This window comes from Ferrovibrio sp. (assembly GCF_046297595.1).
GTDB lineage: Bacteria > Pseudomonadota > Alphaproteobacteria > Ferrovibrionales > Ferrovibrionaceae > Ferrovibrio.
In genome coordinates, this window is the sequence record NZ_JBKBHT010000004.1 from 359928 (window position 1) to 386922 (window position 26995).

Consider the following 26995-nt stretch of genomic DNA (forward strand, 5'->3'; position numbering starts at 1 on the left):
GTCTTCCGGTGAGAGATCCGGTGAACGATGCGAGGATCCGCCGCGCCACGGCGGCGGATGAGACACGCTTGGGCGCGCTGCAGAAGCGCGCCTATGTGAAATACGTGCCGCGCATCGGCGCCGAGCCGCAGCCGATGACGGAAACACCGGCTGCCCTGCTGCAGACCTACGAGGTCTGGGTGGTGGATGGCGTCGAGGATGGCCTGGCCGGCGCGCTGGTGCTGCGGTCGGCCGACGATCATCTGCTGATCTGGAGCGTTGCGGTCGATCCGACCCAGCAGGGCACGGGGCTGGGCCGCCGCCTGCTCGATTTCGCCGAAGCGCAGGCGCGGACGCGCGGCCTCACCGAAATCCGCCTCTACACCAATGCCCAGTTCACCGAGAACCGCGAGCTCTATGCCCATCTCGGCTATGCCGAGACTGGCCTGGAAACCTTCGAGGGCCGTGAACTGGTGCATATGGCCAAGTCGCTGGCGGCGACGGCGTAAGACACACCACATCGCGTCACCCTCGGGCTTGGCCCGAGGGTCCACGTTTTCATTTTCATGTTTTAAAGCAACTCGTGGATCCTCGGGCCAAGCCCGAGGATGACGGCATTTTACGATGCCGTCATTTCCGCCAGCCCTTCAGCCGCTTCGCCGCTTCGATCATGCGGTCGGTGCTGCCGGCGAAGGAATAGCGCATGAAGTAATGGCCGCGGCCGCGGTCGAAATCGAAGCCGGGTGTGGCGGCGATGCCGGTTTCGGCCAGCATGCGCTTGCAGAAGTCGTTCGCATCATTCGTGAAGCGGCTGATATCGGCGTAGATGTAGAAGGCGCCATCGGCCGGCGCCAGCCTGTCGAAGCCGGCCTGCGGCAGTTCGTTCAGCAGGATCTCGCGGTTCTTGGCATAGCGCGCGACGTTTTCTTCCAGCTCGTCATAGGCGCTCATCGCCGCCACGCCGGCCACCTGGCTGATGCCGGGCGCGGAGATGTAGAAATTCTGCGTCAGGCATTCGATGGGCCGCAGCAGGCTTTCCGGCACCACCATCCAGCCCAACCGCCAGCCGGTCATCGAGAAGTATTTGCTGAAGCTGTTGATCACGATGGCCTGGTCGGTCAGCGCCAGCACCGACTGCGCGCGGCCGTTATAGGTGATGCCGTGATAGATCTCGTCGACGATCAGCCAGCGGCCCTTCGCCTTGCAGTCGTCGATCAGCGCCTTCATTTCCGCATCGCCCAGCATGGTGCCGGTGGGGTTGGCCGGGCTGGCCACCAGCACGCCTTTCGCCTGCGGCGCCTGCGCGTTGATAAGCTGCGGCGTCGGCTGGAAGCGCGTCTCCGGCTCGGTCACGATCATCGCCGGATTGAGGTCGAGGGCCTTCAGGATGTTGCGATAGGCCGGATAGGCCGGTTCGCCCAGTGCCACCGTGTCGCCGGCATCGAAGGCGGCAAGGAAGGCGAGCTGAAAACCGGCCGAGGAGCCGGTGGTGACGACGATGCGCTCCGGCGGCACGTCCAGGCCGTAATAGCTGCGGTAATGGGCCGAGATCGCCGCGCGCAGTTCCGGGATGCCGAGCGCCAGCGTGTAGCCCAGCGGTTCGCGCTGCGCCGCCGCCACGGCGGCCTCGATGGCCTTGCGCGGCGCCGGCGTGGAGGGCTGGCCCACTTCCATGTGGATCACGTCGCCGCCGGCGGCCTCGCGCGCGGCGGCCGCCTTCATCACCTCCATCACGAAGAAGGGATCGATGGCGCCGCGACGCGACGGCGACGGGGAAGGGGGCGACATGACGGACTCCGGAAGCTTTGATGGAAAACTCAGAACTGGCGGCCGAGGCTGAGGCCGTAGCCGCGCCGGTCGGCGGCGAAGCTGCAGGTCTCGGGCGAACGCGGCAGGCCGTTGCTGCAATAGGCCAGGTTCACGCGGCCAAGCCGGCCGAATTCGGCCACGCTCAGGCCACGGCTGCGCGCGCTGGCCAATGCAGCGGGATCGGCGCCCGGCTCGTATTGCAGCGGCGCCTGCGGATTGGCCTGGAACAGGCGCGGCGCCGCCAGCGCGGCGATGGCCGGTTCCTTTGCCTTGCTGAAGCCGGCCTGCAGCAGGCTGTAGGCCACGGCGGCCGGGGCCGGCGCGCCGCCGCTGCCGCCGGCGGCGTAATAGGCCTGGCCGACGCGTTTGTTGATGCCCACCACGGCGGTCAGGTAGGCGGATTCCTCGCCGGGCATGCCCGGCGCGGCGCCGAACAGGATGCCGGTCTCGCGGCCGACCATGCGGCTGCCATAGGCCGGGCCCATGCCGAAGGCGCAGGACACCGCCATGCCGTTGCTGTCGATCACCGCGATGCTGGCCGAACCGAAGCCATACATGTTGAGCGGGCCTTCGGCGCGATAGGCCTGGCCCAGCGCGGCGGCGAATTTCTCGGGCTTCATGCTGCCGCTGCCGATCAGGCCGGCCTCGTCATGCGACTGCTCGATCAGCCAGGCGGCGACGGCGCCGCCGGCGGCGTTGTTCGAGGCATAGAAGACGACATTGTTCTCGAACGGCACCTCGATCGGCTTGCCGATGGTGGCGGCATAGCCGCGCAGCTCTTCGGCCGTCAGGCCGCTGCCGGCGGCGCGGCTGTCGGCCAGCACCGCCTGGGCCAGATGGCCCTGATACAGGTCGCCCGGGCCGGCGGTGCGCAGCCGGCCCAGCGTGGCGGCCAGCGCGAACTGCACGCGGCGCTCGCCTTCCTGGGGAACCATGCCGGTGCGGGTGCCGAATAGCGGGGCCAGTGTGGGCCTGGCGGTCACCGGCGGGATGGTCTCCACCGCGGCCTGCACGAAGGCGCGGCTGGCCGGCTCGCCGAAGCGGGCCAGCTGTTCGGCCGGCGTCACCACCGCTTCCCAGCGCAGCTTGCCGAAGCGGCTCTGCAGCAGGCCGATGCCGCGCACCAGCGGCGGCACGGCCACATTGCCGCCATTCTTCGGCGCGACGATGGGAAACTCGATGGTTTCGGTACGTTTGGTCGGCCCGTCGCCCACCACGCAGACGCCGCCCGCGCCCAGGCCGCCGGCCGAGGGGTAGGTGACGGCATAGGCCAGTGCGGCGGCGGCGGCGGCATCGGCGGCCGATCCGCCGGCCGAAAGCACGTCGCGGGCCACCAGGGCGGCACGCGGCTCGTCGGCCGCGACGCCGCCGATGAAGCCCTTCAGGTAGTCGATCTGGCCGACCTGGACCTTGCTTTCGGAACCCGAGCAACCGGCGGCCAGAACCGCTACTATCGCGAGAAGGGTGCATTGACGCATGTGGGATGGCCCCTTACCTAGGATGAACCGTCTTGCTTGGCCCGGAATTCCGGGGTTGGGACAATACTTCGCCATGGCCGTACGCTGGTCTTCCATGCGCCGTTCTCTCCGCCGTTCATTCGCTGTCGGCTGTATGATGCTGACGGCCGCCGGGGCGGTTCTGCCGACCGCCGCCGAGGCCCAGCGTCGCGGCGCATCCCTTGTGCGCGACGCCGAGATCGAAAATACCATCCGCGCCTATGCCGCGCCACTCTTCGGGGCGGCCGGGCTGGCCAGCGAAGCCATCTCGGTCCATCTGGTCAACGACCGCAGCCTGAATGCCTTCGTCGCCGGCGGCCAGCGCATCTTCGTCAATACCGGCCTGCTTATCCGGGCCGACCGCCCGGCCCAGGTGATCGGCGTTCTGGCGCACGAAATCGGCCATATCTCGGGCGGCCACCTGGCCCGCATGTCCGACGCTATCGACACGGCCTCCACCGCGATGATCCTGTCCATGCTGTTTGGCGCGGCGGCGGCCGTGGCCGGGTCGGGCGAGGCGGCCTCCGCGGCCATCCTTGGCGGCCAGCATGTGGCCGAGCGCAGCTTCCTGTCCTTCACCCGCAGCCAGGAATCCGCCGCCGACCAGGCCGGCGCGACCTATCTGGAACAGACCGGGCAATCCGCCTCGGGCCTGATCGAGTTCCTGCGCATCATCGGCGGCCAGGAGGCCCTGGTGCTGGAACGGCAGGACCCTTACGTGCGCTCGCATCCGCTCACGCCGGAACGCGTCGCTGCGCTGGAATCGCGCCAGCAGCGTTCGCCCTTCCGCAACGCCAAGGACAGCCCGGAGAATATCGAGCGTTTCAAACGCATGCAGGCCAAACTGGTCGGCTATCTGGAAGGACTGCCGGTCACCCTGCGCAAATATCCCGAAAGCGACACCTCGCTGTACGGCCGTTACGCCCGCGCCTTCGCCTATTTCCGCGCGCTGGATTTCCAGCGCAGCCTGGCCGAGACTGACAGCCTGATCCGCGACTATCCCAACGACCCGTTCTTCCATGAACTGAAGGCCGACATCCTGCTCAACATGGGCCGCGTCGCCGACTCGCTGCCGCCGGCGCAGGACGCCTATCGCCTGGCGCCGAACGAACCGCTGCTGGCCTTCGGTGTGGGCCAGCGCCTAGTGGCGTTGAACGACGATAGCCGGCTGGACGAAGCCATCGGCATCCTGCGGCAGGTGACCTTGCGCGAACCCGACAGCGGCGCCGCCTGGCAGCAGCTCGCCACCGCCTATGGCCGCAAGAACGACATCGGCATGGCCTCGCTGGCCTCGGCCGAGCGCTATCTGGTGATCGGCAGCGCCCGCGACGCCGAAGGCCAGGCCGAGCGCGCCTCGCGCCTGCTGAAGGAGGGCACGCCCGGCTGGCTGCGCGCGCAGGACATCATCGCCGCATCCAAGGACCTGCGCCGCCAGCAGCAGCAGCGCCGGTAACCCTCTTTACTCACGCTCTTGTGCCTTGTCCCGTTGCCGGCTCCGCCGCATAGTCCGGCAGCTTCATCCAAAGGATTTTTCCATGTCGCCGTTCCGTTTTTCCGCTGTTGCCTTCGCCCTGCTGCTGGCATTCCCGGCCTCAAAACAGGCGTTGGCCCAGATGCAGGCTCCGGCTTTCCCGGCCGAGCAGCGGGCCGCCGTGCGCGACGTGCTGGTCGACAATCCGGAAGTCCTGGAAGTGCTGGTACGCCACCCCGAAATCCTGCAGGAAGCCAGCCATGTGCTTGTGAAGAAGGAAGAGGCCCGCCGCCAGACGCTCACCTCCAATGCCAAGGCGCTGTTCGACGATGGCGTGTCCTTCGTCGCCGGCAATCCGAAGGGCGATGTCACGCTGGTCGAGTTCTTCGATTACCGCTGCGGCTATTGCAAGCAGGTGCAGCAGAGCGTGCTGACCCTGATCAAGGAAGACCCGAAGCTGCGCGTCGTGCTGAAGGAACTGCCGGTGCTGGGGCCCGACAGCGTGCTGGCCTCGCGCGCCGCCATCGCCGCGCTGGAACAGGACAAGGGCGGCAAGTACCTCGCTTTCCACAATGCCATGATGGGCTTCCGCGGCCAGCTCACCGAGGCGGAAGTGTTCCGCATCGCCGCCGCCAGCGGGCTGGATGTGACGAAGCTGAAGGCTGATATGGGCGCGCCGAAGGTGGAGCAGGTGATCCGCGCCAACCTCGCGCTGGCCGAAAAGCTGGGCATCAACGGCACGCCCGGCTTCGTGATCGGCCAGGAACTGATCCCCGGCGCGATTTCGCTGGAGTCCATGCGCAAGCTGGTCCAGGCCGCGCGGGGTTGAGATTTCGGGGCTGACGAAAAATCGTGGATGCCCGGGCTAAACCCGGGCATGACGGTTATTTTTCGTCTCTGTTTTCGGCCCTTTTCGTCATGGCCGGGCTTGACCCGGCCATCCACGACTTATTACTTTCCGCCCGACAAAAGTTGATGAAGGAAACAGTATGCGCGCCGAAATTCGGTCGATGGCCGATGAAATCCAGCAGTCGCTCGGACTGCTGAGGAGGTCTCTTTGACTGGGATAACGCAGTCAAGAAACTCGAGGAACTGAACGCCCGCTCGGAAGATCCGAGCCTGTGGAACAAGCCTGCCGAGGCGCAGGCCCTGATGCGCGAACGCACCAAGCTGGAACGCGCGGTCTCCACCCAGCGCCGGCTGGAATCGGCCCTGCAGGACAGTATCGACCTGATCGAACTCGGCGAGGCCGAGGGTGATCAGGCCGTGGTCGACGAGGCCGAGGCCGTGATCATGGGCCTGTCGAAGGAAGTGGCCCAGGCGCGGCTGGAAAGCCTGCTGTCGGGCGAAGCCGACATGAACGACACCTTCCTGGAAGTGCATGCCGGCGCCGGCGGCACCGAAAGCCAGGACTGGGCCTCGATGCTGCTGCGCATGTATGTGCGCTGGGCCGAGAAGCACGGCTACAAGGTCGAGTTCCAGGAAGAGAGCGAAGGCGAGGAAGCCGGCATCAAGTCGGCCACCATCAAGGTGATCGGCCCGAATGCCTATGGCTGGCTGAAGAACGAAAGCGGCGTGCACCGGCTGGTGCGCATCTCGCCCTACGATTCCAACGCGCGTCGCCATACCAGCTTCTCCTCCGTGGGTGTCTATCCGGTGGTGGACGACACCATCGAGATCGAGGTGCTGGACAAGGACCTGCGCGTCGATACCTACCGTGCCTCGGGCGCCGGCGGCCAGCACGTCAACAAGACCGACTCCGCCGTGCGTATCACCCATATCCCGACCGGCATCGCTGTGGCCTGCCAGATCAACAAGAGCCAGCATCGCAACCGCGACGAGGCGATGAAGATGCTGAAGGCGCGGCTCTACGAGCGCGAGCTGCAGAAGCGCGAGGCCGAGCAGCAGGCGCTGAACGACGCCAAGACCGATATCGGCTGGGGCCACCAGATCCGCTCGTATGTCCTGCATCCCTACCAGATGGTGAAGGACCTGCGCACCGAGCTGGAAACCAGCGACACCCAGGGCGTGCTGGATGGCGACCTTGACGCCTTCATGGCCGCCCAGCTCGCGGCCAAGGTCGGCGGCGGCGACAAGGACGCGGCGTAATTCCTTTCCGCTTCTATAATCGTCATGGCCGGGCTTGACCCGGCCATCCACGTCTTTGCATGGCCTGGCCCGCAGGCCGCGTTCGATGCTCGGGTTCAGCGCGCCGCCAGCCGCTGTTTCAGAAAATCGATGAACAGCCGCGTCTTCGGCGGCACATGGCGCATCGCTGGATAGACCGCGAAAATGCCGCCCTCGGGCATCGCGTAGCCGGGCAGCAGTTCGACCAGCTGGCCCTTCGCCAGATCCTCGCGCACCATGGTATCGGGGAAGACGGCAATGCCGCCGCCGCTGCGCACGAAGCTGCGCATCGCCGCGGTATTGTTGGTCTGCAGCGCTGTTGTCACCCGTGCGATCTGCGCGCGGCCGCGACCCTGGCGCGGCGTGAATTTCAGTGCCTGTGCCGCCGGCAGATAGGTCAGCGTCACCCAGCGATGGGCGGCGAGATCGCCCGGGTTCTGCGGCGTGCCATGGCGGCGCAGATAGTCGGGTGAGGCGACCGCCACCTGACGGAAGCCGCCCAGCCGCACGGCGCGCAGACGTGAATCGCGCAGCCAGCCGGCACGGATCGCCAGATCGAACCGCTCGCCGACCAGGTCGACGATCTGGTCGTTGACGATCAGGTAGACGGTCAGCGCCGGATGACGCTGCATGAAGCTGGCCAGCGCGGGTGCCAGCAGGGCGGTCGCGTTGTCGGCGCCGCTGGTGATGCGCAGGCGGCCGGCAACGGCATCGCGGCTGACCCGCAGCCGGCTCAGCGCCGCCTCGGTCTCGGCCAGGATGCGCTGGCAATCGGCATGGAAGGCCTGCCCCGCCTCGGTCGGCGTCACCTTGCGCGTGGTGCGGATCAGCAGGGTGGTGCCCAGCTCTGCCTCCAGCCGGGCGACATGCTGGCTCACCATCGCCTTGGTCAGGCCGAGCTGGCGCGCCGCCGCGGTGAAAGCGCCGGTTTCGACCACGGCGGCAAACACGGCCAGTCGGTTCAGGTTCACGTCGGTCATGCCGATAGATTGTCAATTAAAACTGAACAGTCAATTCCTGTTTGCCGGATTTATCCGGCGCGGGCCGCGCGTCATAGTCTCGCCATGACCCAGTTCACCTATATGTTCGACCCGCTCTGCGGCTGGTGTTACGGTGCCGGTGCCGGCCTGGACCGGCTGCGCGGCCTGCCGGGCGTGACGGTGCGCGTGGTGCCAACCGGCCTGTTCGCCTGGCAGCAGGCCATACAGCTGGAGCGCATGCGCGATCATATCCGCCAGGCCGATACGCGCATTGGCCATCTCACGGGCCGCATATTCTCGGCTGTCTATTTCGACCGTGTGGTGATGCAGCCCGGCGGGTTGGTCGATTCCGGTCCGGCCACGCTGGCATTGTCGATCCTGGAGCGTCGCCGCCCTGGTCACGGCATTGATCTGCTGCGCGACATCCAGAAAGCCCGTTATGTCGATGGCCGCGATGTCGCCGATCCGGCCGTGCTGGCCGGGCTGGCCGAGGTTCATGGCTTGCCGATGGCGGATTTCGTCGCCGCCTTTGCCGATGCCGGGGAGTTGCATCATGCCCGGCAATGGGCGGCGCAGGGCCAGATGCTGGTGGATGCCACGGGTGCGCGCGGCGTGCCCACATTGTTGCTGCATGATGCGGCAGGCGGCCCGCCACGTCAGGTGCCATCGGATTTCCTCTATCGCGACCATGAACGGCTGAACCTGCTGGTGCAGGCGGCCTGATCGAAAACCAGGGAGACAGTTATGATCGTCATCACCGCGGCCACCGGCCAGTTGGGCAGCCTGATTCTTGCCGAGACCTTGCAGCGCGTGCCAGCCGCGCAGGTTGCCGTCTCGGTGCGGCACAAGGACAAAGCCGCCGCGCTGGCCGCCAGGGGCGTGACGGTCCGCGAGGCGGATTACGGCAAGCCGGAGACGCTGGCCGCTGCTTTTGCCGGCGCTGCCACGCTGATGCTGGTTTCCGGCGATGCCGACAACGCCACCCGTATCGCCCAGCATCGCAATGCCATCGCCGCTGCTAAGGCCGCCGGCGTGAAGCGCATCGTCTATACCAGCTATCTCGACAACGATCCGGCTTCGCCCTTCACCTTTGCGGCGATCCATGCCGATACCGAACAGGCGCTGCGCGACAGCGGCCTGGCCTTCACCATCCTGCGCCCCAGCACCTATGCCGACCTGCTGGTGATGAATGCCCAAGGCGCGATTGCCAACGGGGCCTATGCCACGGCGGCGCCGACCGGAAAGACCAGCTCGATCGCCCGCGCCGATATCGCCCGTGTGGCTGCTACCGTACTGACTGAGCCCGGCCATGACGGCAAGGTCTACGAGCTGACCGGCCCGGAAGCGCTCGGTGCGCCGGATGTTGCCGCCATCGTGTCGAAGATCGCCGGCAAGCCGATCCCGGTGGTGCCGCTCACGCCGGAACAGCTTGCCGGCTTTTTCCGTGAGAAGCTCGGCATGCCGCCCTTTCTGGTCGAAGCGCTGGTCGGTGCCCAGGCCGCAGTGGAGCAGGGGCGCATGGCCAAGGTGACCGATACAGTGGAAAAGCTGACCGGGCAGAAACCGCTCGGCATCGAGCAAGTGTTGCGCGCGGCGTTGCAGGCGGCGGCATAAACCTGGCGTAAGGACCACGTTATTATCGTCATGGCCGGCCCGGGAACACTCCTCCTTGGCCGGCCATCGACGCATTTTCCAGTCGCTGTTTAAAATACCCATGGATGCCTGGATTAAGTCCGGGCATGACTATGGGGAATGGATTCCACATCATCACCCGACCGCGTGATCCTGCTGCATGGCCTGGCGCGCACGCCGCGTTCGATGGCGAAGCTGGCGCAGGCATTGGTGCGCGACGGCTATGCCGTCGAAAATTGGGATTATCCCTCGCGGCATCACGATTATGCCGGCCTGCTGGCCCTGCTGCGGCCGCGCATCGCCGCGCTGGCCGGTGCGCAACGCACCCACTTCGCCAGAACGCATTTTGTTGGCCATTCGCTGGGCGGCCTGCTGCTGCGCAGTTTGTTGTCCGAGCCGCTGCCGTTTCCTGCCGGTCGCCTCGTGCTGCTGGGGGTGCCCAATCGCGGCGCGTTATCCGTGGCGCGGTTGCAGGCGCGGCGCGGCTTCAGCCGCCTGCCCGAGATGTTCGGCCGCCCGGCGCGCGAGCTGTATCGCGACGCGCCTTGGCTGGCAGACCTGCCCTGGCCGAAGCTGGAGACCGGCGCGATTGCCGGCACGCGGCGTTTCCATCCGCTGATTCCCAGCGCCTGGATCAACCTGCTGCATCGTGCCACGGAGCAGGGCGACGGCACGGTGGAACTGGATTCCGCCCTGCCGCCGGCATTGACGCATACGCTGATGCTGCCGGTCGGGCATAGCTTTCTGCCCGACGATCCGCACGTGATCGCCGCCGTGCAAAGGTTCCTGAAAGAGGGACGTTTCTAGGCCATAAAAAAAGGCGGCCCGCAGGGGCCGCCTTCTGGACTGGATGAAGGTTCTCTCAGCTCGTCGCCGTGGCGGCGCGGGCGGCGAGGCCGGGCAGGGTGCCCGACAGGCCGGTTTCGGCCGCGCCCTTGATCGCCTTCTGCACGGTCTTCTCGGTTTCTTCCTTGGCGTCCGAGGAGGCGACCACGCTCAGCTTGGCCACCATGTCGCGCGGGTTCTCGGCGAACTTGCACAGGCCTTCGATCTTGGCGCCGGCGGCGATCGAGAGCAGCTCGTGCCAGATGTCGCCGCGCACCTTGGCGGTCTTGTCCAGTTCCACCGACTTGGCGCGGATGCGGCCGATCACTTCGCCGCGGATCAGCACATGCTCGGCCACCACTTCGCCCACCACCTTGGCATTCTCGCCAATGGCCAGCCGGCCGGCGGTGACATCGCCGTTGACGAGGCAGTCGATCTGCACCTCGCCTTCGGAATTGAGATCGCCGTTGACCGTCAGGCCGGCGCTCAGGATCGAGGGCGGAGCCTGCTTAGCGGCGGGCTGCGGATTGGTCTTCTTGCTGCTTGAAAACATGATAGCCAGCCTCGATGAATTTGGCGGGATCGATCTGCTCGTCGTCGAGCAGCACTTCGTAATGCAGATGCTGACCGGTGCTGCGGCCGGTCGAACCCATGGTGCCGATCAGGCGGCCGTAGGGAATGGTCTCGCCCGCCTGAACGGAAATCGAGCTTAAGTGAGCATAGCGCGTTTTCACGCCTAGGCCATGGTCGATTTCCACCGCGCGGCCATACGGGCCTTTGCGGCCGGCAAAGACTACCACGCCGGGTGCGGTGGCCATCACCGGCGCCTTGTTCGGGCCGATGAAATCGATGCCGGCATGGAAGGCGGGCTGTTTGGTAAAGGGGTCGATGCGGCGGCCGAAGGTGGACGAGGTTTCCGCTTCGCCGCCCATCGGCAGGGCCAGCGGCAGGCGCTGGGCCAGGGCCATCAATTCGCCCCAGCGGCCGAGCTTGCCTTCCAGGCTGTTCATGTCGCGGTCGACCGGATCCAGCGAGGCGGTCTGGGTCGCCGGGCTGTCCAGGCTGCGCAGCGGACCGCCGACGCCGACCTCGGCGCGGGCCTCGGTGGCGCGTGCCAGCATGCCGCCGATATCCAGTCCGGTGCGGCTCAGCGCCTTCTCCAGCGCGGCCAGGCTCTGCTCGGTGCGATGGCTCAGCTCATCCAGTAATTCGCGCTGGCGGCCGCGCACCGCCAGGATGCGGGTCTCGATGTCGCGCGGCTTCACCGCCGGCACCGGCGGCTTGGCCTTGGACTCGCGCAGCATACCTTCCAGATCCTCGATCGAGGCAGGGTCGTCGCTGCCGGTCAGACTGGTGGCTGCCGAGGCCAGCTTGGTGGTCTCGGGTTTCGCGCTGCCGGGTTTGGCACCGCCGGCTGCGCCTTCCACAGCCTTGGCCGTTTCGCCGTCCGGCTTGGCGGCCAGCGTGCTCTGGGGCGCGGCATCCGGGGCGGCCTTGGCGGTGGCCTTCGGCGGCGTGGCCTTGTTGCCCTCGGCAGTGTCGGATGGGGGCAGGACGGGGCTGCGCTGTTTCATCGCCATGTCGTAGAGGCGGCGATAGCGCTCTTCCAGGTCGCGCGAGGCGACCACGAAATTTTCCTGGTTCTTTTCGTAATCGGCCGCCAGCCGGTCATAGGCCAGGCTGAGTTCGGCGATGCGGCGGTCGCGGCTGTCGAGCAGGGCGTCGCGATAGAAGACGTTCACGGAGGCGTAGCCGATCCAGCCGGCGAAAGCGACCACGCTCACCGCCATCGCGATCTGGGCGCGACTGGAGAGAGCGACGTAACGCACGTCGCCCCGGCTGCGGAAAATGATCTGCCGTTCTGGGAACAGGCGGTCGCGCAACTCCCGCCATTGCCGTCTCGCGCGTCGCGTCACTAAGCCCCCCGTTTGTCTTGGAAACCGCTCGCCTCTGGCTGGGGCCGATTAGGGCTTATTTGGTTTGGTTAATGCAAGAAAGAATCTGTTACGAATCTTAGAAAAACACGCGCGAACACGGACTTAACACGTGTCGCGCGTGTTATCCACAGAATGTGGATAAAGGCAGCAAGCGCTTGATTCTAAACCGCCTGCACAGCCTTCAGCACCGAGTCGACGTGACCGGGCACTTTTACCTTGCGCCAAATCGCCGCGATCTTCCCGGTACGGTCGATCAGGAATGTGGATCGTTCGATGCCCATATAGGTGCGCCCGTACAGGCTCTTCTCTACCCAGACGCCATACGAGTCGGTGATTTTCCCCGACTCGTCGGCCGCCAGCACCACCTTCAGCTTGTGCTTGTCCTTGAATTTGTCGTGGCTTTTCGCGGTGTCGCGCGAGCAGCCGATCACCACGGCATCCAGCTTGTCGAACTTCGCCTTCGCCGCCGTGAAGTCGATGGCTTCCTTGGTGCATCCCGACGTGTCGTCCTTGGGATAGAAATACAGCACCACCGCCTTGCCCTTCAGGGCGCTGAGCGAAACCGTGCCGCCGCCATCGGTCGGCATGGTGAAGGCGGGGGCCTTGTCGCCCACCTGCAATCCGGCGGCGGCAGCGCCCTCCTTCTTCGATGCGGCCTTCTTCGGCGTTGCCGTCTTGGCGGCGGCTTTCTTCTTTGTTGCGGTCTTCGTCTTAGCTGCGGTTGCCATCGTCCTGTCCTGTGCGGTTGGAATCCTGGTTCAGCGAATCTGCGAGCGAAAGATGGGGCGCGGCCGGCTGCTCGACCAGGGTGACGAACAGCCTGTGTACCTGGCGCTGGCAATCCTCCAGCCGTTCGTCCAGGGCCTCCAGGCCGCCATCGCCCGTCAGTTCCGGCAGGCGTTTGGCCAGGGCCGGCGGCCACAGCCTGGGATCGCCGGCTTCCTCGCGCCCCGCCAGCCGCGTCACCGCCAGCAGGGTGGCATAAAGCGGCCCGGCCAGGCGCAGCACGCGCAAAGCCTTCGCGTCCAGCAGGCCGGCCTGCGCCATGGCCTCCAGGGCCTGCAGCGGATTGGCCAGCAGGATGTCCGGCTGCGCCGCGCCATGGCGCAGCAACAGGTATTGCAGGATGAATTCCAGATCGACCAGGCCGCCGCGGCTCTGTTTCAGGTCCCAGATGCCCTTGCCCTGCTTCTGCGCCGCCAGCCGCGCGCGCATGCTCGCCACATTGGCCAGCAGACGTTTCTCGTCGCGCGCCATGGTCAGGATTTCGCGCCGCACCTTGTCGAAGCGCGCGCTGAGCTTCGTGTCGCCGCAGACCACGCGGGCGCGCGTCAGCGCCATATGCTCCCAGGTCCAGGCCTCGGTGCGCTGGTATTCGGCGAAGGCATCCAGCTTGATGGCGATCGGCCCCGCGCCGCCGCTGGGACGCAGGCGCATGTCGATCTCATACAGCCGGCCTTCGCCGGTCATCGCCGTGATCGCGTTGATGAAGCGCTGGCACAGCCGCGCGAAATACAGCCCCGGCGTCAGCGGCCGCGCGCCGTTCGACTCCCCGGCATTCTCCGGGCAGTCGAAGATCAGCACCAGGTCGAGATCGGATTCCAGCGTCAGTTCGCGGCTGCCCAGTCGGCCCAGGCCGATCAGTGCCAACTGCATGTCGCGAATCCTGCCATGCTGGCTGGCGAATTCCGCCGTCACGCGCTCCAGCAACTCGGCCAGCACCGCATCGGCCACGCGGCTTAAGGCATCGCCGGCAGCCACGCCGTCCAGTGTGCCGCGCAGCAGCCCGATGCCGACCTGCAGCTTCAGCTCCGTGGTCCAGCGCCGCGTCCAGTCCAGCACGTCCTGGAAGTCGCGCGCCGCCGAAAGCTGCCGCTTCAGGCTGGCCGCCAGCGTCTCGGCGTCGAAGCTCGGCGGATGCTCGGCATATTCCAGCAGGCTGTCGAACAGCGCGCTGTTCTGCGCCAGCGTCTCGGCCAGCTGCGGTGCCGCGGCCAGCACCTCGGCCAGGGTGCCCAGCACGGCGGGATTGGCTTGCAGCAGCGCGAAAAGCTGCACGCCGGCCGGCAGGCTGGACAAAAAATGGTCGAAGCGGCGGATCGCCACGTCGGGGCTGCCGGTGCGCGAGAAGGCTTCCAGCAATTGCGGCATGATGGCGGTGAGTTTTTCTCTGGCGCGTTCCGAGCGCATGGCGCGATAGCGGCCGAAATGCCAGCCGCGGATCATCGCCGCGATCTCGGGCGGATCGGTAAAGCCCAGACCGCTCAGCGTCTTCAGCGTCTCCGGATCGTCGTCGGTGCCGGTGAAGACCAGGCTGCCGGTCTCGGAGCCCAGCGACGGCGCCTCGCTGAACAGGTCGTCGTAATAGCGCTTCACCCGCGCCAGCACATCCAGCAGGCGAGCGCGGAAAGCCTGCGGATTCGCCTCGCCCAGGAAGCAGGCCAGATGGTCGATCTCGCGCGGCAGGGTATGGGTCTGCTCGTCGGCGATCATCTGCAGACGGTGCTCCACCTTGCGCAGGTAGCGGTAATCCTCGATCAGCTCGTCGCACACGGCCTGGCTCAGGCGCTCGGTGGCGACCAGGGCGCGCAGCGCATCGCAGGTGGGTGCTGAGCGCAGCCGCGTGTCGCGGCCGCCGGCGATCAGCTGCTGGGTCTGGGCGAAGAACTCGATCTCGCGGATGCCGCCGCGGCCCAGCTTGATGTTGTGGCCTTCCACCGCGATCTCGGCATGGCCCTTATGGGCATGGATCTGCCGTTTGATCGAATGGATGTCCTCGATGGCGGCGAAATCCAGGTTCTTGCGCCACACATAGGGCGTCAGGCGCTGCAGGAAGCCCTGGCCCGCCTTGACGTCGCCACCCACGGGGCGCGCCTTGATCATCGCCGCGCGTTCCCAGTTCTGGCCGAAGCTTTCGTAATAGGTCTCGGCTGCCGCCATGGAGAGCGCCACCGGCGTCGAACCCGGATCGGGCCGCAGCCGCAGGTCGGTGCGGAACACATAGCCGTCCTCGGTGCGGTCATGCAGCAGGCGGAACATCTGCTGCGTCAGCCGCACGAAGCATTCCAGCGGCGTCTTGCGGCCGGTGTAGCGCACCACTTCCTGGTCGAACAGCATGATCAGGTCGATGTCGGAAGAATAGTTCAGCTCGCGCGCGCCCAGCTTGCCCATGCCCAAGGCGACGAAGCCCGAGCCGCGGCAGGGATCCTTCTTCGCATCGGGCAGTTTCAGTTCGCCCTGCGCGGCGGCATGGCGCAGCAGCACGGCCATGGCGCTGTCGATACTCAGACTCGCGAAGTCGCTTAAACACCCGGTGATCTTCTCCAGCGGCCACAGGCCTGCGATGTCGGCCACCGCGATGGACAGCGCGATACGTTTTTTGGCATGGCGCAGCGGCGTGGCCAGCGCCTCGGGCTCGTCGCAGCCGCGCGTGGCGTCCTTCACGGCCTGCATCGCCTGTTCGAAGGCGGCATCGGGGCCGCGTTCCAGCAGCAGGGCCAGAGTGGCGGGCTCGTCCAGCGCCAGCTGGGTCAGGAACGGGCTGTTGCCGAACAGGCAGGCCAGCAGGGTTTTTGCGTCAGGGTGTTTCGTCGCCGCGGTCAGGTGTTTCGCCAGCGCCCGGTCTGGCAGGTCGGCCAGCATGTCGGCCCAGTGTTCGAAACCGCGTGCGGCGGCGTCCCGGTCGAATGGCTGCGGCAGGCCCGGCCATGCGCCGCCGGAACCCGGGCGCGTGGCGGAACGTTTTTTTGCCGGGGCGGCCTTGCGGCCGGTGCCGCCCGTGCCGATCTTTAAGGCGGAAGCCTTGGCTGCTTTTTTGCCGGCGCTCTTTTTCGGGGCGGCTTTTTTCGTGGCAGCCGGTTTGGCGGCGAAGGATTTCGCCGCCCGGCCCGTAGTTGCTTTGGCCGTGCTGGTCTTCCTGCCGGTTTTTGCCGGTAATCGCTTGGATGGCATGGCGTTTCCCTCGTGCCGCAGGCGAAGTTCGGCTAAACTCCGCACAGGGTCAAGCAGCGGCAACCCCCTGTCACCATAATGCCAGTCCGGCCGGGTCGGGCCGGCGCATACGAGGACGCGATACGTGGTTTTGCGATGGAGTCGGTTGCTGGTTCGCTCGGTCGTGGCGGTGGCGCTGACGCTGGTCGGCCTGGGCGGGTTTCTGGCCTGGCGCGTGGCCCAGGAACCGATCTCGGTCGGTTTTCTCATTCCCTATGTCAGCGAGGCGCTGGCCCTGCCGCAATTCGGCATCCGTGCCGAGATGGCCGACCTCGTGCTGGCCTGGTCGGAGCGCGACCAGAATCTGCGCCTGCGCGTGGTCGACGTGCGCTACCGGGCCAGCGACGAACGCGTCACCCTGCGAATTCCCTTCGTCGACATGGCGCTCAGCGGCCCGTCGCTGCTGCGCGGGGTGATCGCGCCGCGCTATATCTTCGCCAGCGGCGTCGAGGCACGCCTGGTGCGCGATGCCCAGGGCCGTTTCCAGATCGGCCTGCCGCTTGAGGGCGACGGCCAGCCCGGCGCCACCACCGATGCCGAGGAATTGCGCACGCCCAGCGACGCGCTCGCCACCAGCATGTTCGCTGGCGTGTTCGACGCGCTCTCGCGCACGCCCGATCCCACCGATCCGCTCAGCCAGGTCCAGATGGTCTCGATCCTGGCCGAGCGCTTGGTGATCGAGGACTGGAAGCTGAATCAGCGCTGGGTGGTGCCGGAAGCGCAGCTCTCCTTCCGGCGCGGCGAGGGCCATGTCTATGCCTCGGCCACCGGTGCGCTCGACTGGCGCAACCGCCGCGTCAACCTCACGGTCGGCGCCGATTACGTCTCGGCCGACCGCGCCGCCAGCGTCAACGTGCAGTTCGACAATGTCGAACCGTCCGATTTCGCCGACGTGGTGCCCGAACTGCAGCCGCTGGACTATTTCGCCGCGCCGCTCAGCGGCAGCTTGACCCTGCGCCTGAACGAAAGCGGCGAACAGCTTGGCCTGAATTTCGACCTGCATGCCGGCGCCGGCCGCGTGCAGGCGCCCGATGTCCTCGCCGTGCCGCTCGATCTGACCGAGGCGCGCTTCCGCGGCTATGCCGATGGTGCTAACAACCGCCTCTACATCGACGAGGGCAGCATCGCCTTCGCCGATGGCTTCCGCATGTCCTTCGGCGGCTGGGTCAGCCGCGCCGAGGGCGAGCGCTACGGCCTGGAGCTGAAGGGCCAGTTCTTCGACCTGCCGACCGACGCGCTGGCGCAATACTGGCCGGCCGGCATGGCGAAGAACGCGCGCGACTGGGTCACCGGCAATATCCGCGAGGGCAAGGTCTCGGCCGGCCGCTTCGAGGCCGCGCTCACTCCGGCCATGCTGTCGGGCGAACAGCGCCTGCCGCGCGAGGCCGTGAAACTGGATTTCGCCTTCGAGGGTTTACAGGTCGATTACCTCGCGCCGATGACCAAGCTGCGCGCGGCGAAGGGCAGCGCCACGCTGGATGCCGATCTGCTCGACCTGACCGTGGAAAACGCGACCGTCACGCTGCCAACCGGCGTGCTTCAGGTCGGCCCCGGCCAGGTGAAGATCACCGGCCTGCAGGATGCCGAGCAGCATGCCGAGATCGTCAGCGCGGCGCGCGGCAAAAGCAGCGACGTGCTGGCGCTGATCGACCAGAAGCCGCTTGGTTTTCCTTCCCGGCTGGCGATCAAGCCGGCAGGCGTGGGCGGCGATGCGGTCGTGAAATGGCGGCTGAAATTCCCGCTGCTCAACAGCCTGAAGACCGACGACATCGCGGTGACGGCCGAGGCAGACCTCACCGGGCTCAGCATGGACGGCCTAATGGGGCGCTATGGCCTGAGCAATGGCGAGATGAAGCTGAAGGTCGATGCCAAGGCGCTGGAGGCCAGCGGCAAGGCGGCGCTCAACGGCGTGCCGTTGCAGATTTTCTGGCGCCAGGAATTCAATGCCCGCGTCGCCGTGCCGGCGCGCTATCGGTTGCAGGGCCGCATCGACGAGGCGCAGCGCAAGGCGCTGGGCTATCCGCTGGCACCCTATATCGACGGGCCGGTGGATGCCAACATGGAGATCGAGGAACGCCGCGGCGGCGAAACCGCCATCGGCGGCGAGTTCGACCTGACGGACGCCACCATCGTCGTCGCCGAGGCGCATCTGGGCAAGCCGGCCGGCACGCCAGGGCAGGGCCGGGTGCAGGTCCGCACCCGCGCCGGTCAGCCGGTGATCTTCGACCTGATCGAACTGACCGGCCCCGCGCTGTCGGGTCGCGCCAAGGCACAGCTCAACAAGGATGGCGGCTGGTCCGCCGAGATCGCCAGCCTGAAATATGGCGACAACGACGCCAGCGGCCGCATCGGTTATGCCGCCAACGGCGACGCGCGGATCGAACTGGGCGGCAAACGCTTCGACCTGCGGCCCTTCGTGAGGGATGCCTTCGCCGATGATGGCGAGCCGGGTGCGACCAAACCGCGCCTGACGCTCGACCTGCGGCTCGACGAGGCGGTGCTGGAAGACGGGCTGGAGATGCGCAACCTGTCGCTCAGCGTGCAGCGCGAGCCCAAGCGGCTCGAGCGCGTCAGCCTCACCGGCGGCTTCGCCACCAAGGGCGGTATCAGCTTCTTCATCACGCCGGCGCTGGAAGGGCGCAACCTGCGCCTCGATTCCGACAATGCCGGCGCCATCCTGCATTTCCTCGGCATCACCGACATGCAGGGCGGCACCATGCAGGTCAGCGGCGCCTACGACGACACCAAGGCCAGCCAGCCGCTCACCGGCAAGATGACCATGCAGAACGTCCGCGCCGTGCGCGCGCCCTTCCTGGCGCGGCTGCTCGGCATAGGCTCCTTCGCCGGCCTCTCGGCTTTGCTCTCGGGCGAGGGCATCCTGTTCGAGACCGGCGAGGTGCCGTTCAGCAAGAAGGATGGCGTGCTCACCCTGCATCCCGCGCGCCTGACCGGTCCGCAGCTTGGCATCACCTTCGAGGGCAATATCTACGACCGCACCGACAGCATCAGCGTCGCCGGCACCGCCGTGCCCGCCTTCGTGCTCAACACCATCCTGGGCAGGATTCCGCTGCTGGGCGACCTGTTCGTGGGCGACGGCATCATCGGTGTGAATTTCGCGGTCTCGGGCTCGAAGGACGACCCGCAATTCACCGTCAATCCATTGTCGGCCATCGCACCGGGTTTTTTGCGCCGCGTCTTCCAGGCACCGACCAGCGAACCGGGCGCCGCGCAGGAGCAGCCGCAACAGCCGCCGCAGCCCCCACCGCCGCCGGAACCTCCCAAGATCACGCCTTAGGTACTGGGCCGCGCCATTTCGCGGCTCTCACAAAAGCCGTCACCCCGAGTCTCGTTTCACTCGCCCGGGGTGACGGTGCTATTTTTAACCCGCATTGCGTCACCCCGGGCTTGACCCGGGGTCCCATTGTTTTCGACCATCTTCCGCATGGCAGGCGGGTGGGTATATATCGTCACGGACAAACCCTACGGAACGCTGTATGTCGGCGTCACATCCGATATTCAACGGCGGGCATGGGAGCATCGCGATGGGGTGGCGGATGGCTTCACGAAACGGTACGGCTTGAAACGCCTTGTTTATGTCGAAGCCCACGACGATATCCGTCTGGCGATAGAACGCGAGAAGCGGGTCAAGCGGTGGTAGAGAGCCTGGAAGATCGAACTGATTCAGTCGACGAATCCGACCTGGGCCGATTTATACGAGACATTGCTTTGAAAAATGGGACCCCGGGTCTCGTTTCACTCGCCCGGAGTGGCGGATAAAAGGGCGCCGAAAAAATATCGTCACCCCGGCCAAGCGTCAGCGCAGAGCCGGGGTCCCATTTTCCTGCGACGGTGAGGCAGCTTGCGTTACGGCTTCAGCACCAGCACCTGCCGCGCATTGGCTTCCACCGCCTGCGGCGCGAACCACCAGGGCAGCAGGCGGCCGTTCATCCAGGCATCAAGCTGGTCTCGCTGGTGCGGGCCGAACTGGCGCTCGGCCACGCCGCCCGACACCGCCGCCATCACCTTCTCGGAATCCGAGAAGTCGGCGATGAAGCGCAACGAGGCGAAGAACCGCGTCTCGAAACCCTGGCCATAGGCCGACAGTGCCCGCTGCACCGTCTCGCCCGAACCGGCGTAAGCCTGCGGCGCGGTGCCGAGCAATGCCGCACCCGCGCCGCTGCGGCGCAAGGGGCTGACGAAGGCGATGGTATGGGCCTTGCCCCATAGCCAGCCCTGCGGCGTCTCGCCGTATTTGGCTTGCAGGTCGGCGCGCGCGACATCGGCGGCGCGGCGGATCATGTCGGGCAGGGTTTCCACGGCTGGCGTGGCCGCATCGTCGAACCAGGGCGAGGCCGGGTTTTCCAGCAGCGCATCGAAACGCGACTGCCAAGTGTACCAGCTTGAGAGCCAGCGTTTCGCCAGCTCCGGACCAAGGTCATCGGCGAAGGTCTGCATTGCCAGCGCCTCGTAGATCGCATGATAGATGGTGGGCGCGGCGCTGTCGGTGCGCTCGTGGAAATCCCAGCCCGAGAGGATCGTCGCCAGATCGGCATGTTTGCCGCCCTGCAGGGCGGCCACGATCTTCGGCGCCAGCATGCGCGCCTGTGCGTTGCTGATATCCTGCATCAGCTTCAGATGGTCCTCGGCCTTCATCGCCGGGCCGTTTTCGATGCGGTTCTTGATCGTGGCGTAACGATAGGGCGGCGAGAAATAGCTGCCGTAATGATAGGGATAGTTATCCGGCTGGGTGTCGTGATTGGCGGTGCCGACCCAGCCGCGGGCCGGCGCGATCTGGCCGGGCAGTTTGTCGGGCGGGATGAAGCCGCGCCAGTCATTGGCCGCTGTTTCCGCCGGCTTGGGGAACACGCCCTGGCCGCTGGCGCGCAACGGCACCAGGCCGGTGGCGCGATGGCCCACCGCGCCGCTGCTGTCGCCGAACACGTAGTTGAAATACATCACACCCATCTGCTGCGCGGCGGCATCCACCTCCTGCACGGTTTTCGCCGTCAGCAGCTTTTCGATGCCCAAACCGCCGCCCGGAATCTCGGCCGAAGCCATGCGCAGGCTGAGCACGCGGCCATTGGCGGCGCTGCCCACCACCGGGCCGCGTTTCGTGCCGCGCACGGTCAGTTTCTCTTCCCGCACGCCGCCTTCCGCTTTGCCGTCCTTCACGCGGATGATCTCCTCGCGCGTCTCGAAGGGCACGCTCGCGCCGCCATTCATGTAGTTCGCCGGGTTGGCGGGATCGACCGTCTCGACGAACAGGTCCTGGGAATCGCCATAGCCGTTGGTCACGCCGAAGGCCACGTGGGGCGTGCGGCCCACCGTCAGGCCTGGCACGCCGGGCAGGGCGGCGCCCACGGCCTGGATGCCGGGCGCGAACAGGCCGACGGGATGCCAGATGCCGGGCAGGGTGCGCGCATCCAGATGCGGATCGTTGGAGACAATCGTGGCGCCCGAAGCCGAGCGCGCGGCCGACACCGCCCAGTTGTTGCTGCCCAGTTCGATGGGGGCGGCAATCGGCGCGCCGGTCTGCAGGATCAGGTCCTGCACGTTCAGGCCTTCCACCACCTGCACCGGAGTATCGAGCGAAGCCAGCTGCGCCTTGCGGTCGGGATTGACGTTGAGCGGGAACAGCGCCTTCGCCTTCTCGAAGCCCAGCTTGTCGATCATCGCCTGCATCAGCAGCTCGGCCCGGTAATTGGTGGCGTGGCTCAGATTAACGAAATGCAGCACGGCCACCATGTCGTCCAGGCTCCACGGCCCGACGCGGAAGCCAGCCAGTTTCAGCTCGACGGGGTGGTCGGATGTCAGCGCGGCATAGGCATTCAGGCCTTCCGCATACCAGGTGAGGAAATCGCGCGCTTCCGGGCTCAGCAGTTTCGCATGGCGCTGGGCATTCTGCGCCAGGCCCAGAATGCGCATCTGCCTGTCGCTCTCCAGCCCGGCCTCGCCGACGACTTCCGCCACGCGGCCATAGATCAGCGCGCGATAGGCTTCCAGCTGGAACAGGCGGTGCTGCGCGGTGACGAACCCCTGCGCGCGGATCAAGTCGGGCGTGTTCTGGGCGAAGATATAGGGAATGCCATGGCCATCGCGCAGCACGCGCACCGGCGCGTCCAGGCCGGCCATCCGCAGCTCGCCGTCGGTCTTGTAGCCGTTGCCCCAGCGCAGCCAGGCCAGCCCGCCGCCGATGCCGGCGACGACGACGATCACGAGGGCAAGCAGGATTTGGACGATGCGCTTCAGCATGGCGGGTCTCCTTGATAGAGGAGACTATCCGCCAGCGCGGCGGCGGCGGCAATCCTGCCGCTGCGGAAGCGGGAAGGCGGCATGACGATTCGTTGTATCGTCATTGAATCGATTTCCCAAAACCGTCATGCCCGGACTTGTTCCGGGCATCCACGTTTTTTCTGGTAGCTCACGACCTGACAGGTCTGACAGATGGACCCTCGGGCCAAGCCCGAGGGTGACGGTTTAGGAATGATGGAAGCGACTCGGGGAGCGTAAATGGGATCCCGGCTCAAGGCCGGGATGACGAAACACGGAACGTCATCCCCGCGAAAGCGGGGATCCCATTTTTTGTTTGGTCTTACGCCGTCTCGATCAGCACATGCTGCTTCTTGCCGAAGCTGAGCCGCAGGCGGCCATCGGCGCCGAGGTCGGTGGCCGAGATGCGCTGGGTCTCTTCCTTCACCGGCTGGTCGTTCAGCTTGATGGCGTTACCGCGGATATGCCGGCGCGCCTCGCCGCCCGATTTCGCCAGGCCGGCTTCCAGCACCAGCGCGAAGGCCTCGATGCCGGCTTCCAGTCGGTCGCGCGCGACCTTCACCACCGGCAGGTCGCCGCCGAAACTGCCTTCCTCGAAGGCCTTGCGCGCGGTCTCGGCCGCATGTTCGGCCGCCTCGCGGCCACGGCACAAGGCAGTGGCCTCGGTGGCCAGCACCTTCTTGGCCTCGTTCAACTCGGCGCCCTGCAACCGCTCCAGCCGCGTGATCTCGTCCAGCGGCAGGTCGGTGAACAGGCGCAGGAAGCGGCCCACATCGGCATCCTCGCAGTTGCGCCAGTACTGCCAGTAATCGTAGGTCGGCAGCATGTCCTCGTTCAGCCACACGGCGCCCGAAGCGGTCTTGCCCATCTTGTGGCCGGCCGCGGTGGTCAGCAGCGGGCAGGTCAGGCCATAGAGGCTGAGGTCATGCACGCGGCGGCCGAGTTCCACGCCGTTGACGATGTTGCCCCACTGGTCCGAGCCGCCCATCTGCAGATTGCATTTGTGGCGGCGGGCCAGTTCGACGAAATCGTAGGCCTGCAGGATCATGTAGTTGAATTCGAGGAAGCTGAGCGGCTGCTCGCGTTCCAGCCGCAGCTTCACGCTGTCGAACGACAGCATGCGGTTGACCGAGAAATGCCGGCCGTAATCGCGCAGGAAGTCGATGTAGTTGAGCTTGTCGAGCCAGTCGGCGTTGTTGACCATGATGGCGTCCGACGGGCCGTCGCCGAAGGTGACAAACCGCGAAAAGGCGGTCTTGATGCTCGCCATGTTGGCGGCGATGTCGTCCACCGTCAGCAGCTTGCGCGCCTCGTCCTTGCCCGAGGGATCGCCCACCTTGGTGGTGCCGCCGCCCATCAGCACGATGGGCTTGTGGCCGGCCTGCTGCAGGCGGCGCAGCATCATGATCGAGAGCAGGTGGCCCACATGCAGGCTCGGCCCGGTGCAGTCGTAGCCGACATAGCAGGTGATCCCCGCCGGCGTCTGCGCGAGTGCGTCGAGGGCTTCGCCGTCGGTGCACTGGTGCAGGTAGCCGCGCTGGCTCATGGTCTGCAGGAAGTCGGAACGGAACTCGGTCATGGCGCGCTCTGGCTTTGGCTTGGGTCCTGTGGGCGGGAAAGGCCCGATGGTCTATCATAGCGGACCCGATTCTCCCAGCCTCCGCCCTCTCGATCAGGTGTTCCCGACTTGTCCCCGCAGCCCTCCTGGATCATCGGCCTGATGAGCGGCACCTCGCTGGACGGCATCGACGCCGCCCTGCTGCGCACCGATGGCGAAAGCATCGCGGAGTTCGGCCCGGCGCTGACGCTGCCCTATGCCCCGGCGCTGCGCGAGAAAATCCGCGCGCTGCTGAACAGTGGCGGCCATGCGGCCGGCGCCGTGGCGCGGCAGCTCACCCAGGCCCATGCCGAGGCCGTCGCCGCCCTGCTGGAGAAGGCTGGCATGACAGCGCAGGACATCGCCTGGCTCGGCTTCCACGGCCAGACCATCCTGCATCGCCCGGACGAAGGCCGCACCTGGCAGATCGGCGACGGCGCCCTGCTGGCGCGGCTCACCGGCATCGCCACCGTTTCCGATTTCCGCTCCGCCGATGTCGCCATGGGCGGGCAGGGCGCGCCTTTGGTGCCGCTCTATCATGCAGCGCTGGCGCGTCATGCCGGCTTGGCGCCGCCGCTGCTGGTGCTCAATCTCGGCGGCGTCGGCAACGTGACCTATATCGGCGGCGACCAAGACTCCGACCTGATCGCCTTCGATACCGGCCCGGGCAACGCGCTGATCGACGACTGGATGCTGCATCACAGCAGTCAGGCCCATGACGAAGGCGGCGCAACGGCGGCGCAGGGCCGCGTGAACGAAGCCGCCCTGCAGCGCCTGCTCGACCATCCCTATTTCAGTGCCCCGCCGCCGAAATCCCTCGACCGCAACGATTTCAGCGCCGCCCCCGTGCAGGGGCTTTCAGTGGAGGACGGCGCCGCGACGCTCACGGCATTCACGGCGGCCAGCGTCGCACGCGGGCTGCAACATCTGCCGCAACGCCCTTTGCGTTGCCTGGTCTGCGGCGGCGGCCGGCATAACACGACGCTGATGCGTATGCTGACCCAGCAGCTCAACATGCCGGTCGAGGCGGTCGAGGCCGTGGGCTGGCATGGCGACCACCTGGAGGCCGAGGCCTTCGCTTTCCTCGCCGCGCGGGCCGCGCGCGGCCTGAGCTTAAGCCTGCCCGGCACCACCGGCGTACGCAGACCGGTCAGCGGCGGGCGGTTCTATCGCCCCTGATTTTCAGATCTGGTGCAGCAAAGTCATGCCGCCGCCCAGCATCACCAGCGCGATGGCGAAGGTGCGCACGAGTAGAGCAGCCGCCGACGCTCCAGCCGCTCGGCAAACCGCGCGGCACGGTCCTCCGGGCTGCCTTCCAGCATCCTTTCATACTGCCGCGCCATCAGATGCGCGCTGGGCAGATGCGCCGGGTGGTCGGCATTGAGGTCGACCGCGATGCTGGCCAGCAACACGATCAGGCCGATCACCAGCAGCCCGATCCAGCCGACATAAGCGAGGAAGACCAGCGCCATCAGGCCGGCGGCGGTCCAGCCGGCGGCGGCGATGATGGCGAGGATGATCCATGCCCGCAGACTCATGCCGGCTCCTTCATTTTGCCCCGTCAGCTAAGCATCACACAGCCTTCATGACAATCGCGGCATTCACGCCGCCGAAGCCGAAGCCGTTGCACAAAGCCGCCGTGATGGCGCGTGCCTTCGCCGTCAGCGGCACGAAGTCGAGATCCTCGTTGCCGTCGTCCGGGGCATGCAGGTTCAGGGTCGGCGGCAGGATGCCGCTGCGGATCGCCATGGCGGTGAACACCGCCTCCACGCCGCCGGCCGCGCCGAGCAGATGGCCGATGGCCGACTTGGTGGAGGAAACCGCCACGTCCTTGAGCTTGTCGCCGAACACGCGGCGCAAAGCCGCCACCTCGCCATTGTCGCCCACCGGCGTCGAGGTGGCATGGGCGTTCACATAGCCGATCTCGCCGCCGCCTGAGCCTGCCATCCTCAGTGCCGCCTGCATGGCGCGCGCCGCGCCCGAGCCGTCTTCCGGCCCCGAGGTGAGGTGCCAGGCATCGGCGCTGGTGCCATAACCGGTGAGTTCCACCAGCGGCACAGCACCGCGCGTCAACGCATGCTCCAGCGTCTCCAGCACCAGCAGGCCGGCGCCTTCGCCCATCACGAAACCGTCGCGGTCGCGATCGAACGGCCGCGAGGCCGTCTCGGGGGCATCGTTGCGCGCCGTCGACAAGGCGCGCGCCGCGGCGAAGCCGCCGATGGAGAGCCGGTCGATGCAGGCCTCCGTGCCGCCGGCCAAAGCCACATCGGCTTCGCCCGAGCGGATCAGGCGCATGGCGTCGCCGATCGCCTGCAATCCGGCGGCGCAGGCCGTCACCGGCGTGCCCAGCGGCCCCTTGAAGCCATAGCGGATCGAGACATTGCCGGCGGCCAAGTTGGCGAGGAAGGCCGGCACCACGAAGGGCGACAGCCGGCGCGGCCCGCGCGAGTCCAACGTGGCCTTGGCCTCGGTGATCGTCGGGAAGCCGCCGATGCCGCTGGCGATCACCGTGGCGGTGCGCTCGCGCGCCGCTTCGTCCTCGGGTTTCCAGTTAGCCTGCGTCAGCGCTTCTTCCGCTGCGGCCAGCGCATAGATAGTGAAGAGATCCACCTTCTTGCGATCCTTATGCGCCACCACGCTGTCGATATCGAGGCCGGCCTCGGCATCGTCCGCGCGCGTCGGCACCAGGCCGGCGATCTGGTTGGGCAGGTCGGCGACATCGATGCGCGTGTTGCGCCGGATGCCGGATTTCGCCGCCACCAGCCGCTCCCAGACTTTCGCCACGCCGCAGCCCAGAGGCGTGACGAGGCCCATGCCGGTGACAACGATACGGTCGCTGGCGGGGCGGGCGTTAGATATGCTCATGGCTTTCTCCTGTGCAT

21 protein-coding genes are annotated in these 26995 nt (G+C 66.7%); 10 read left to right on the plus strand and 11 right to left on the minus strand.

From position 1 onward, the window contains the following. Positions 1–20 precede the first annotated feature (20 nt). Positions 21–488, plus strand: coding sequence for a GNAT family N-acetyltransferase (locus ACK4FJ_RS13665; protein WP_409767250.1), 468 nt, complete (start codon positions 21–23; stop codon positions 486–488). Between the two features lie 121 nt (positions 489–609). Here ACK4FJ_RS13665 and ACK4FJ_RS13670 read toward each other — a convergent pair whose 3' ends face one another. Together ACK4FJ_RS13670 and ACK4FJ_RS13675 are read right to left on the minus strand one after the other, a co-directional pair. Then, a complete protein-coding gene (locus tag ACK4FJ_RS13670; protein WP_409767251.1) occupies positions 610–1767 on the minus strand; it encodes a pyridoxal phosphate-dependent aminotransferase in 1158 nt (385 codons plus the stop codon). A gap of 29 nt (positions 1768–1796) precedes the next feature. Continuing rightward, positions 1797–3266, minus strand: coding sequence for a gamma-glutamyltransferase (locus tag ACK4FJ_RS13675; RefSeq protein WP_409767252.1), 1470 nt, complete (start codon positions 3264–3266; stop codon positions 1797–1799). Between the two features lie 133 nt (positions 3267–3399). On the opposite strand from ACK4FJ_RS13675, the gene ACK4FJ_RS13680 reads away from it, so the two are divergent. The 3 genes from ACK4FJ_RS13680 (at position 3400) to prfB (ending at position 6864) form a co-directional block, all read left to right on the plus strand. Then, positions 3400–4737, plus strand: a complete 1338-nt coding sequence (locus ACK4FJ_RS13680) for a M48 family metalloprotease (RefSeq protein WP_409767253.1) — start codon at positions 3400–3402, stop codon at positions 4735–4737. A gap of 82 nt (positions 4738–4819) precedes the next feature. Next, positions 4820–5584, plus strand: a complete 765-nt coding sequence (locus ACK4FJ_RS13685; protein WP_409767254.1) for a DsbA family protein — start codon at positions 4820–4822, stop codon at positions 5582–5584. Between the two features lie 160 nt (positions 5585–5744). Continuing rightward, positions 5745–6864 (plus strand): peptide chain release factor 2 gene (prfB, locus tag ACK4FJ_RS13690; protein ID WP_409767255.1). Its coding sequence is split into 2 segments (ribosomal slippage): positions 5745–5813 and positions 5815–6864, totalling 1119 coding nucleotides; the frame shifts between segments, so codons are not numbered across the junction. A 95-nt stretch (positions 6865–6959) separates the two neighbouring features. Here prfB and ACK4FJ_RS13695 read toward each other — a convergent pair. Further along, positions 6960–7862 carry a LysR family transcriptional regulator gene (locus ACK4FJ_RS13695; protein ID WP_409767257.1) on the minus strand — a complete coding sequence of 301 codons (903 nt, stop codon included), beginning with the start codon at positions 7860–7862 and terminating at the stop codon, positions 6960–6962. An 84-nt stretch (positions 7863–7946) separates the two neighbouring features. On the opposite strand from ACK4FJ_RS13695, the gene ACK4FJ_RS13700 reads away from it, so the two are divergent. From ACK4FJ_RS13700 to ACK4FJ_RS13710, 3 genes are all read left to right on the plus strand, one after another. Continuing rightward, positions 7947–8585, plus strand: a complete 639-nt coding sequence (locus ACK4FJ_RS13700; protein ID WP_409767258.1) for a DsbA family protein — start codon at positions 7947–7949, stop codon at positions 8583–8585. Between the two features lie 21 nt (positions 8586–8606). Beyond that, positions 8607–9476 (plus strand): SDR family oxidoreductase, encoded by an 870-nt coding sequence (locus tag ACK4FJ_RS13705; RefSeq protein ID WP_409767259.1) that lies wholly within the window; start codon positions 8607–8609, stop codon positions 9474–9476. A 138-nt stretch (positions 9477–9614) separates the two neighbouring features. Continuing rightward, positions 9615–10301, plus strand: a complete 687-nt coding sequence (locus tag ACK4FJ_RS13710) for an esterase/lipase family protein (protein ID WP_409767260.1) — start codon at positions 9615–9617, stop codon at positions 10299–10301. Between the two features lie 55 nt (positions 10302–10356). On the opposite strand, the gene ACK4FJ_RS13715 is transcribed toward ACK4FJ_RS13710, so the two are convergent. From ACK4FJ_RS13715 to ACK4FJ_RS13730, 4 genes are all read right to left on the minus strand, one after another. Next, complete coding sequence (locus ACK4FJ_RS13715; RefSeq protein ID WP_409767261.1) at positions 10357–10872, minus strand: polymer-forming cytoskeletal protein; 516 nt, start codon at positions 10870–10872, stop codon at positions 10357–10359. Continuing rightward, positions 10829–12235, minus strand: a complete 1407-nt coding sequence (locus tag ACK4FJ_RS13720; RefSeq protein WP_409767262.1) for a M23 family metallopeptidase — start codon at positions 12233–12235, stop codon at positions 10829–10831. Before ACK4FJ_RS13720 ends, ACK4FJ_RS13715 begins: the two co-directional genes overlap by 44 nt. Before the next feature lie 182 nt (positions 12236–12417). Beyond that, entirely contained in the window at positions 12418–12984 is a 567-nt protein-coding gene (locus ACK4FJ_RS13725; protein ID WP_409767263.1) for a peroxiredoxin, read from the minus strand. Beyond that, positions 12968–16207, minus strand: a complete 3240-nt coding sequence (locus ACK4FJ_RS13730; RefSeq protein WP_409767264.1) for a bifunctional [glutamine synthetase] adenylyltransferase/[glutamine synthetase]-adenylyl-L-tyrosine phosphorylase — start codon at positions 16205–16207, stop codon at positions 12968–12970. The genes ACK4FJ_RS13725 and ACK4FJ_RS13730 overlap by 17 nt, the downstream gene beginning before the upstream one ends. Positions 16208–16352: 145 nt before the next feature. Between ACK4FJ_RS13730 and ACK4FJ_RS13735 the strand changes: the two genes are divergently transcribed. Next, positions 16353–19541, plus strand: a complete 3189-nt coding sequence (locus ACK4FJ_RS13735) for an AsmA-like C-terminal domain-containing protein (RefSeq protein ID WP_409767265.1) — start codon at positions 16353–16355, stop codon at positions 19539–19541. Between the two features lie 126 nt (positions 19542–19667). Next, positions 19668–19904, plus strand: coding sequence for a GIY-YIG nuclease family protein (locus tag ACK4FJ_RS13740; protein WP_409767266.1), 237 nt, complete (start codon positions 19668–19670; stop codon positions 19902–19904). Positions 19905–20110: 206 nt separating this feature from the next. Here ACK4FJ_RS13740 and ACK4FJ_RS13745 read toward each other — a convergent pair whose 3' ends face one another. Both ACK4FJ_RS13745 and tyrS read right to left on the minus strand, forming a co-directional pair. After that, the gene (locus ACK4FJ_RS13745) at positions 20111–22498 is read right to left on the minus strand and encodes a penicillin acylase family protein (protein ID WP_409767268.1); all 2388 of its coding nucleotides are present in this window, start codon (positions 22496–22498) and stop codon (positions 20111–20113) included. Between the two features lie 340 nt (positions 22499–22838). Further along, the gene (gene tyrS / locus ACK4FJ_RS13750; RefSeq protein ID WP_409767269.1) at positions 22839–24095 is read right to left on the minus strand and encodes a tyrosine--tRNA ligase; all 1257 of its coding nucleotides are present in this window, start codon (positions 24093–24095) and stop codon (positions 22839–22841) included. Between the two features lie 108 nt (positions 24096–24203). Between tyrS and ACK4FJ_RS13755 the strand changes: the two genes are divergently transcribed. Further along, positions 24204–25292 carry an anhydro-N-acetylmuramic acid kinase gene (locus ACK4FJ_RS13755; protein ID WP_409767270.1) on the plus strand — a complete coding sequence of 363 codons (1089 nt, stop codon included), beginning with the start codon at positions 24204–24206 and terminating at the stop codon, positions 25290–25292. Positions 25293–25333: 41 nt separating this feature from the next. Here ACK4FJ_RS13755 and ACK4FJ_RS13760 read toward each other — a convergent pair whose 3' ends face one another. Continuing rightward, on the minus strand, positions 25334–25651 hold the full coding sequence (locus ACK4FJ_RS13760; RefSeq protein WP_409767271.1) for a hypothetical protein: 318 nt from the start codon (positions 25649–25651) through the stop codon (positions 25334–25336). A gap of 34 nt (positions 25652–25685) precedes the next feature. Continuing rightward, on the minus strand, positions 25686–26978 hold the full coding sequence (gene fabF, locus ACK4FJ_RS13765; protein ID WP_409767272.1) for a beta-ketoacyl-ACP synthase II: 1293 nt from the start codon (positions 26976–26978) through the stop codon (positions 25686–25688). Positions 26979–26995 lie beyond the last annotated feature (17 nt).

Bases quoted from the DNA above. Each gene is read 5' to 3' on its own strand.
- tyrS (WP_409767269.1), bottom strand. From the start codon at position 24,095: ATGACCGAGTTCCGTTCCGACTTCCTGCAGACCATGAGCCAGCGCGGC.
- ACK4FJ_RS13705 (WP_409767259.1), top strand. From the start codon at position 8,607: ATGATCGTCATCACCGCGGCCACCGGCCAGTTGGGCAGCCTGATTCTT.
- ACK4FJ_RS13695 (WP_409767257.1), bottom strand. From the start codon at position 7,862: ATGACCGACGTGAACCTGAACCGACTGGCCGTGTTTGCCGCCGTGGTC.
- fabF (WP_409767272.1), bottom strand. From the start codon at position 26,978: ATGAGCATATCTAACGCCCGCCCCGCCAGCGACCGTATCGTTGTCACC.
- ACK4FJ_RS13675 (WP_409767252.1), bottom strand. From the start codon at position 3,266: ATGCGTCAATGCACCCTTCTCGCGATAGTAGCGGTTCTGGCCGCCGGT.
- ACK4FJ_RS13700 (WP_409767258.1), top strand. From the start codon at position 7,947: ATGACCCAGTTCACCTATATGTTCGACCCGCTCTGCGGCTGGTGTTAC.
- ACK4FJ_RS13680 (WP_409767253.1), top strand. From the start codon at position 3,400: ATGATGCTGACGGCCGCCGGGGCGGTTCTGCCGACCGCCGCCGAGGCC.
- ACK4FJ_RS13745 (WP_409767268.1), bottom strand. From the start codon at position 22,498: ATGCTGAAGCGCATCGTCCAAATCCTGCTTGCCCTCGTGATCGTCGTC.
- ACK4FJ_RS13725 (WP_409767263.1), bottom strand. From the start codon at position 12,984: ATGGCAACCGCAGCTAAGACGAAGACCGCAACAAAGAAGAAAGCCGCC.
- ACK4FJ_RS13710 (WP_409767260.1), top strand. From the start codon at position 9,615: ATGGATTCCACATCATCACCCGACCGCGTGATCCTGCTGCATGGCCTG.
- ACK4FJ_RS13730 (WP_409767264.1), bottom strand. From the start codon at position 16,207: ATGCCATCCAAGCGATTACCGGCAAAAACCGGCAGGAAGACCAGCACG.
- ACK4FJ_RS13670 (WP_409767251.1), bottom strand. From the start codon at position 1,767: ATGTCGCCCCCTTCCCCGTCGCCGTCGCGTCGCGGCGCCATCGATCCC.
- ACK4FJ_RS13685 (WP_409767254.1), top strand. From the start codon at position 4,820: ATGTCGCCGTTCCGTTTTTCCGCTGTTGCCTTCGCCCTGCTGCTGGCA.
- ACK4FJ_RS13715 (WP_409767261.1), bottom strand. From the start codon at position 10,872: ATGTTTTCAAGCAGCAAGAAGACCAATCCGCAGCCCGCCGCTAAGCAG.
- ACK4FJ_RS13760 (WP_409767271.1), bottom strand. From the start codon at position 25,651: ATGAGTCTGCGGGCATGGATCATCCTCGCCATCATCGCCGCCGCCGGC.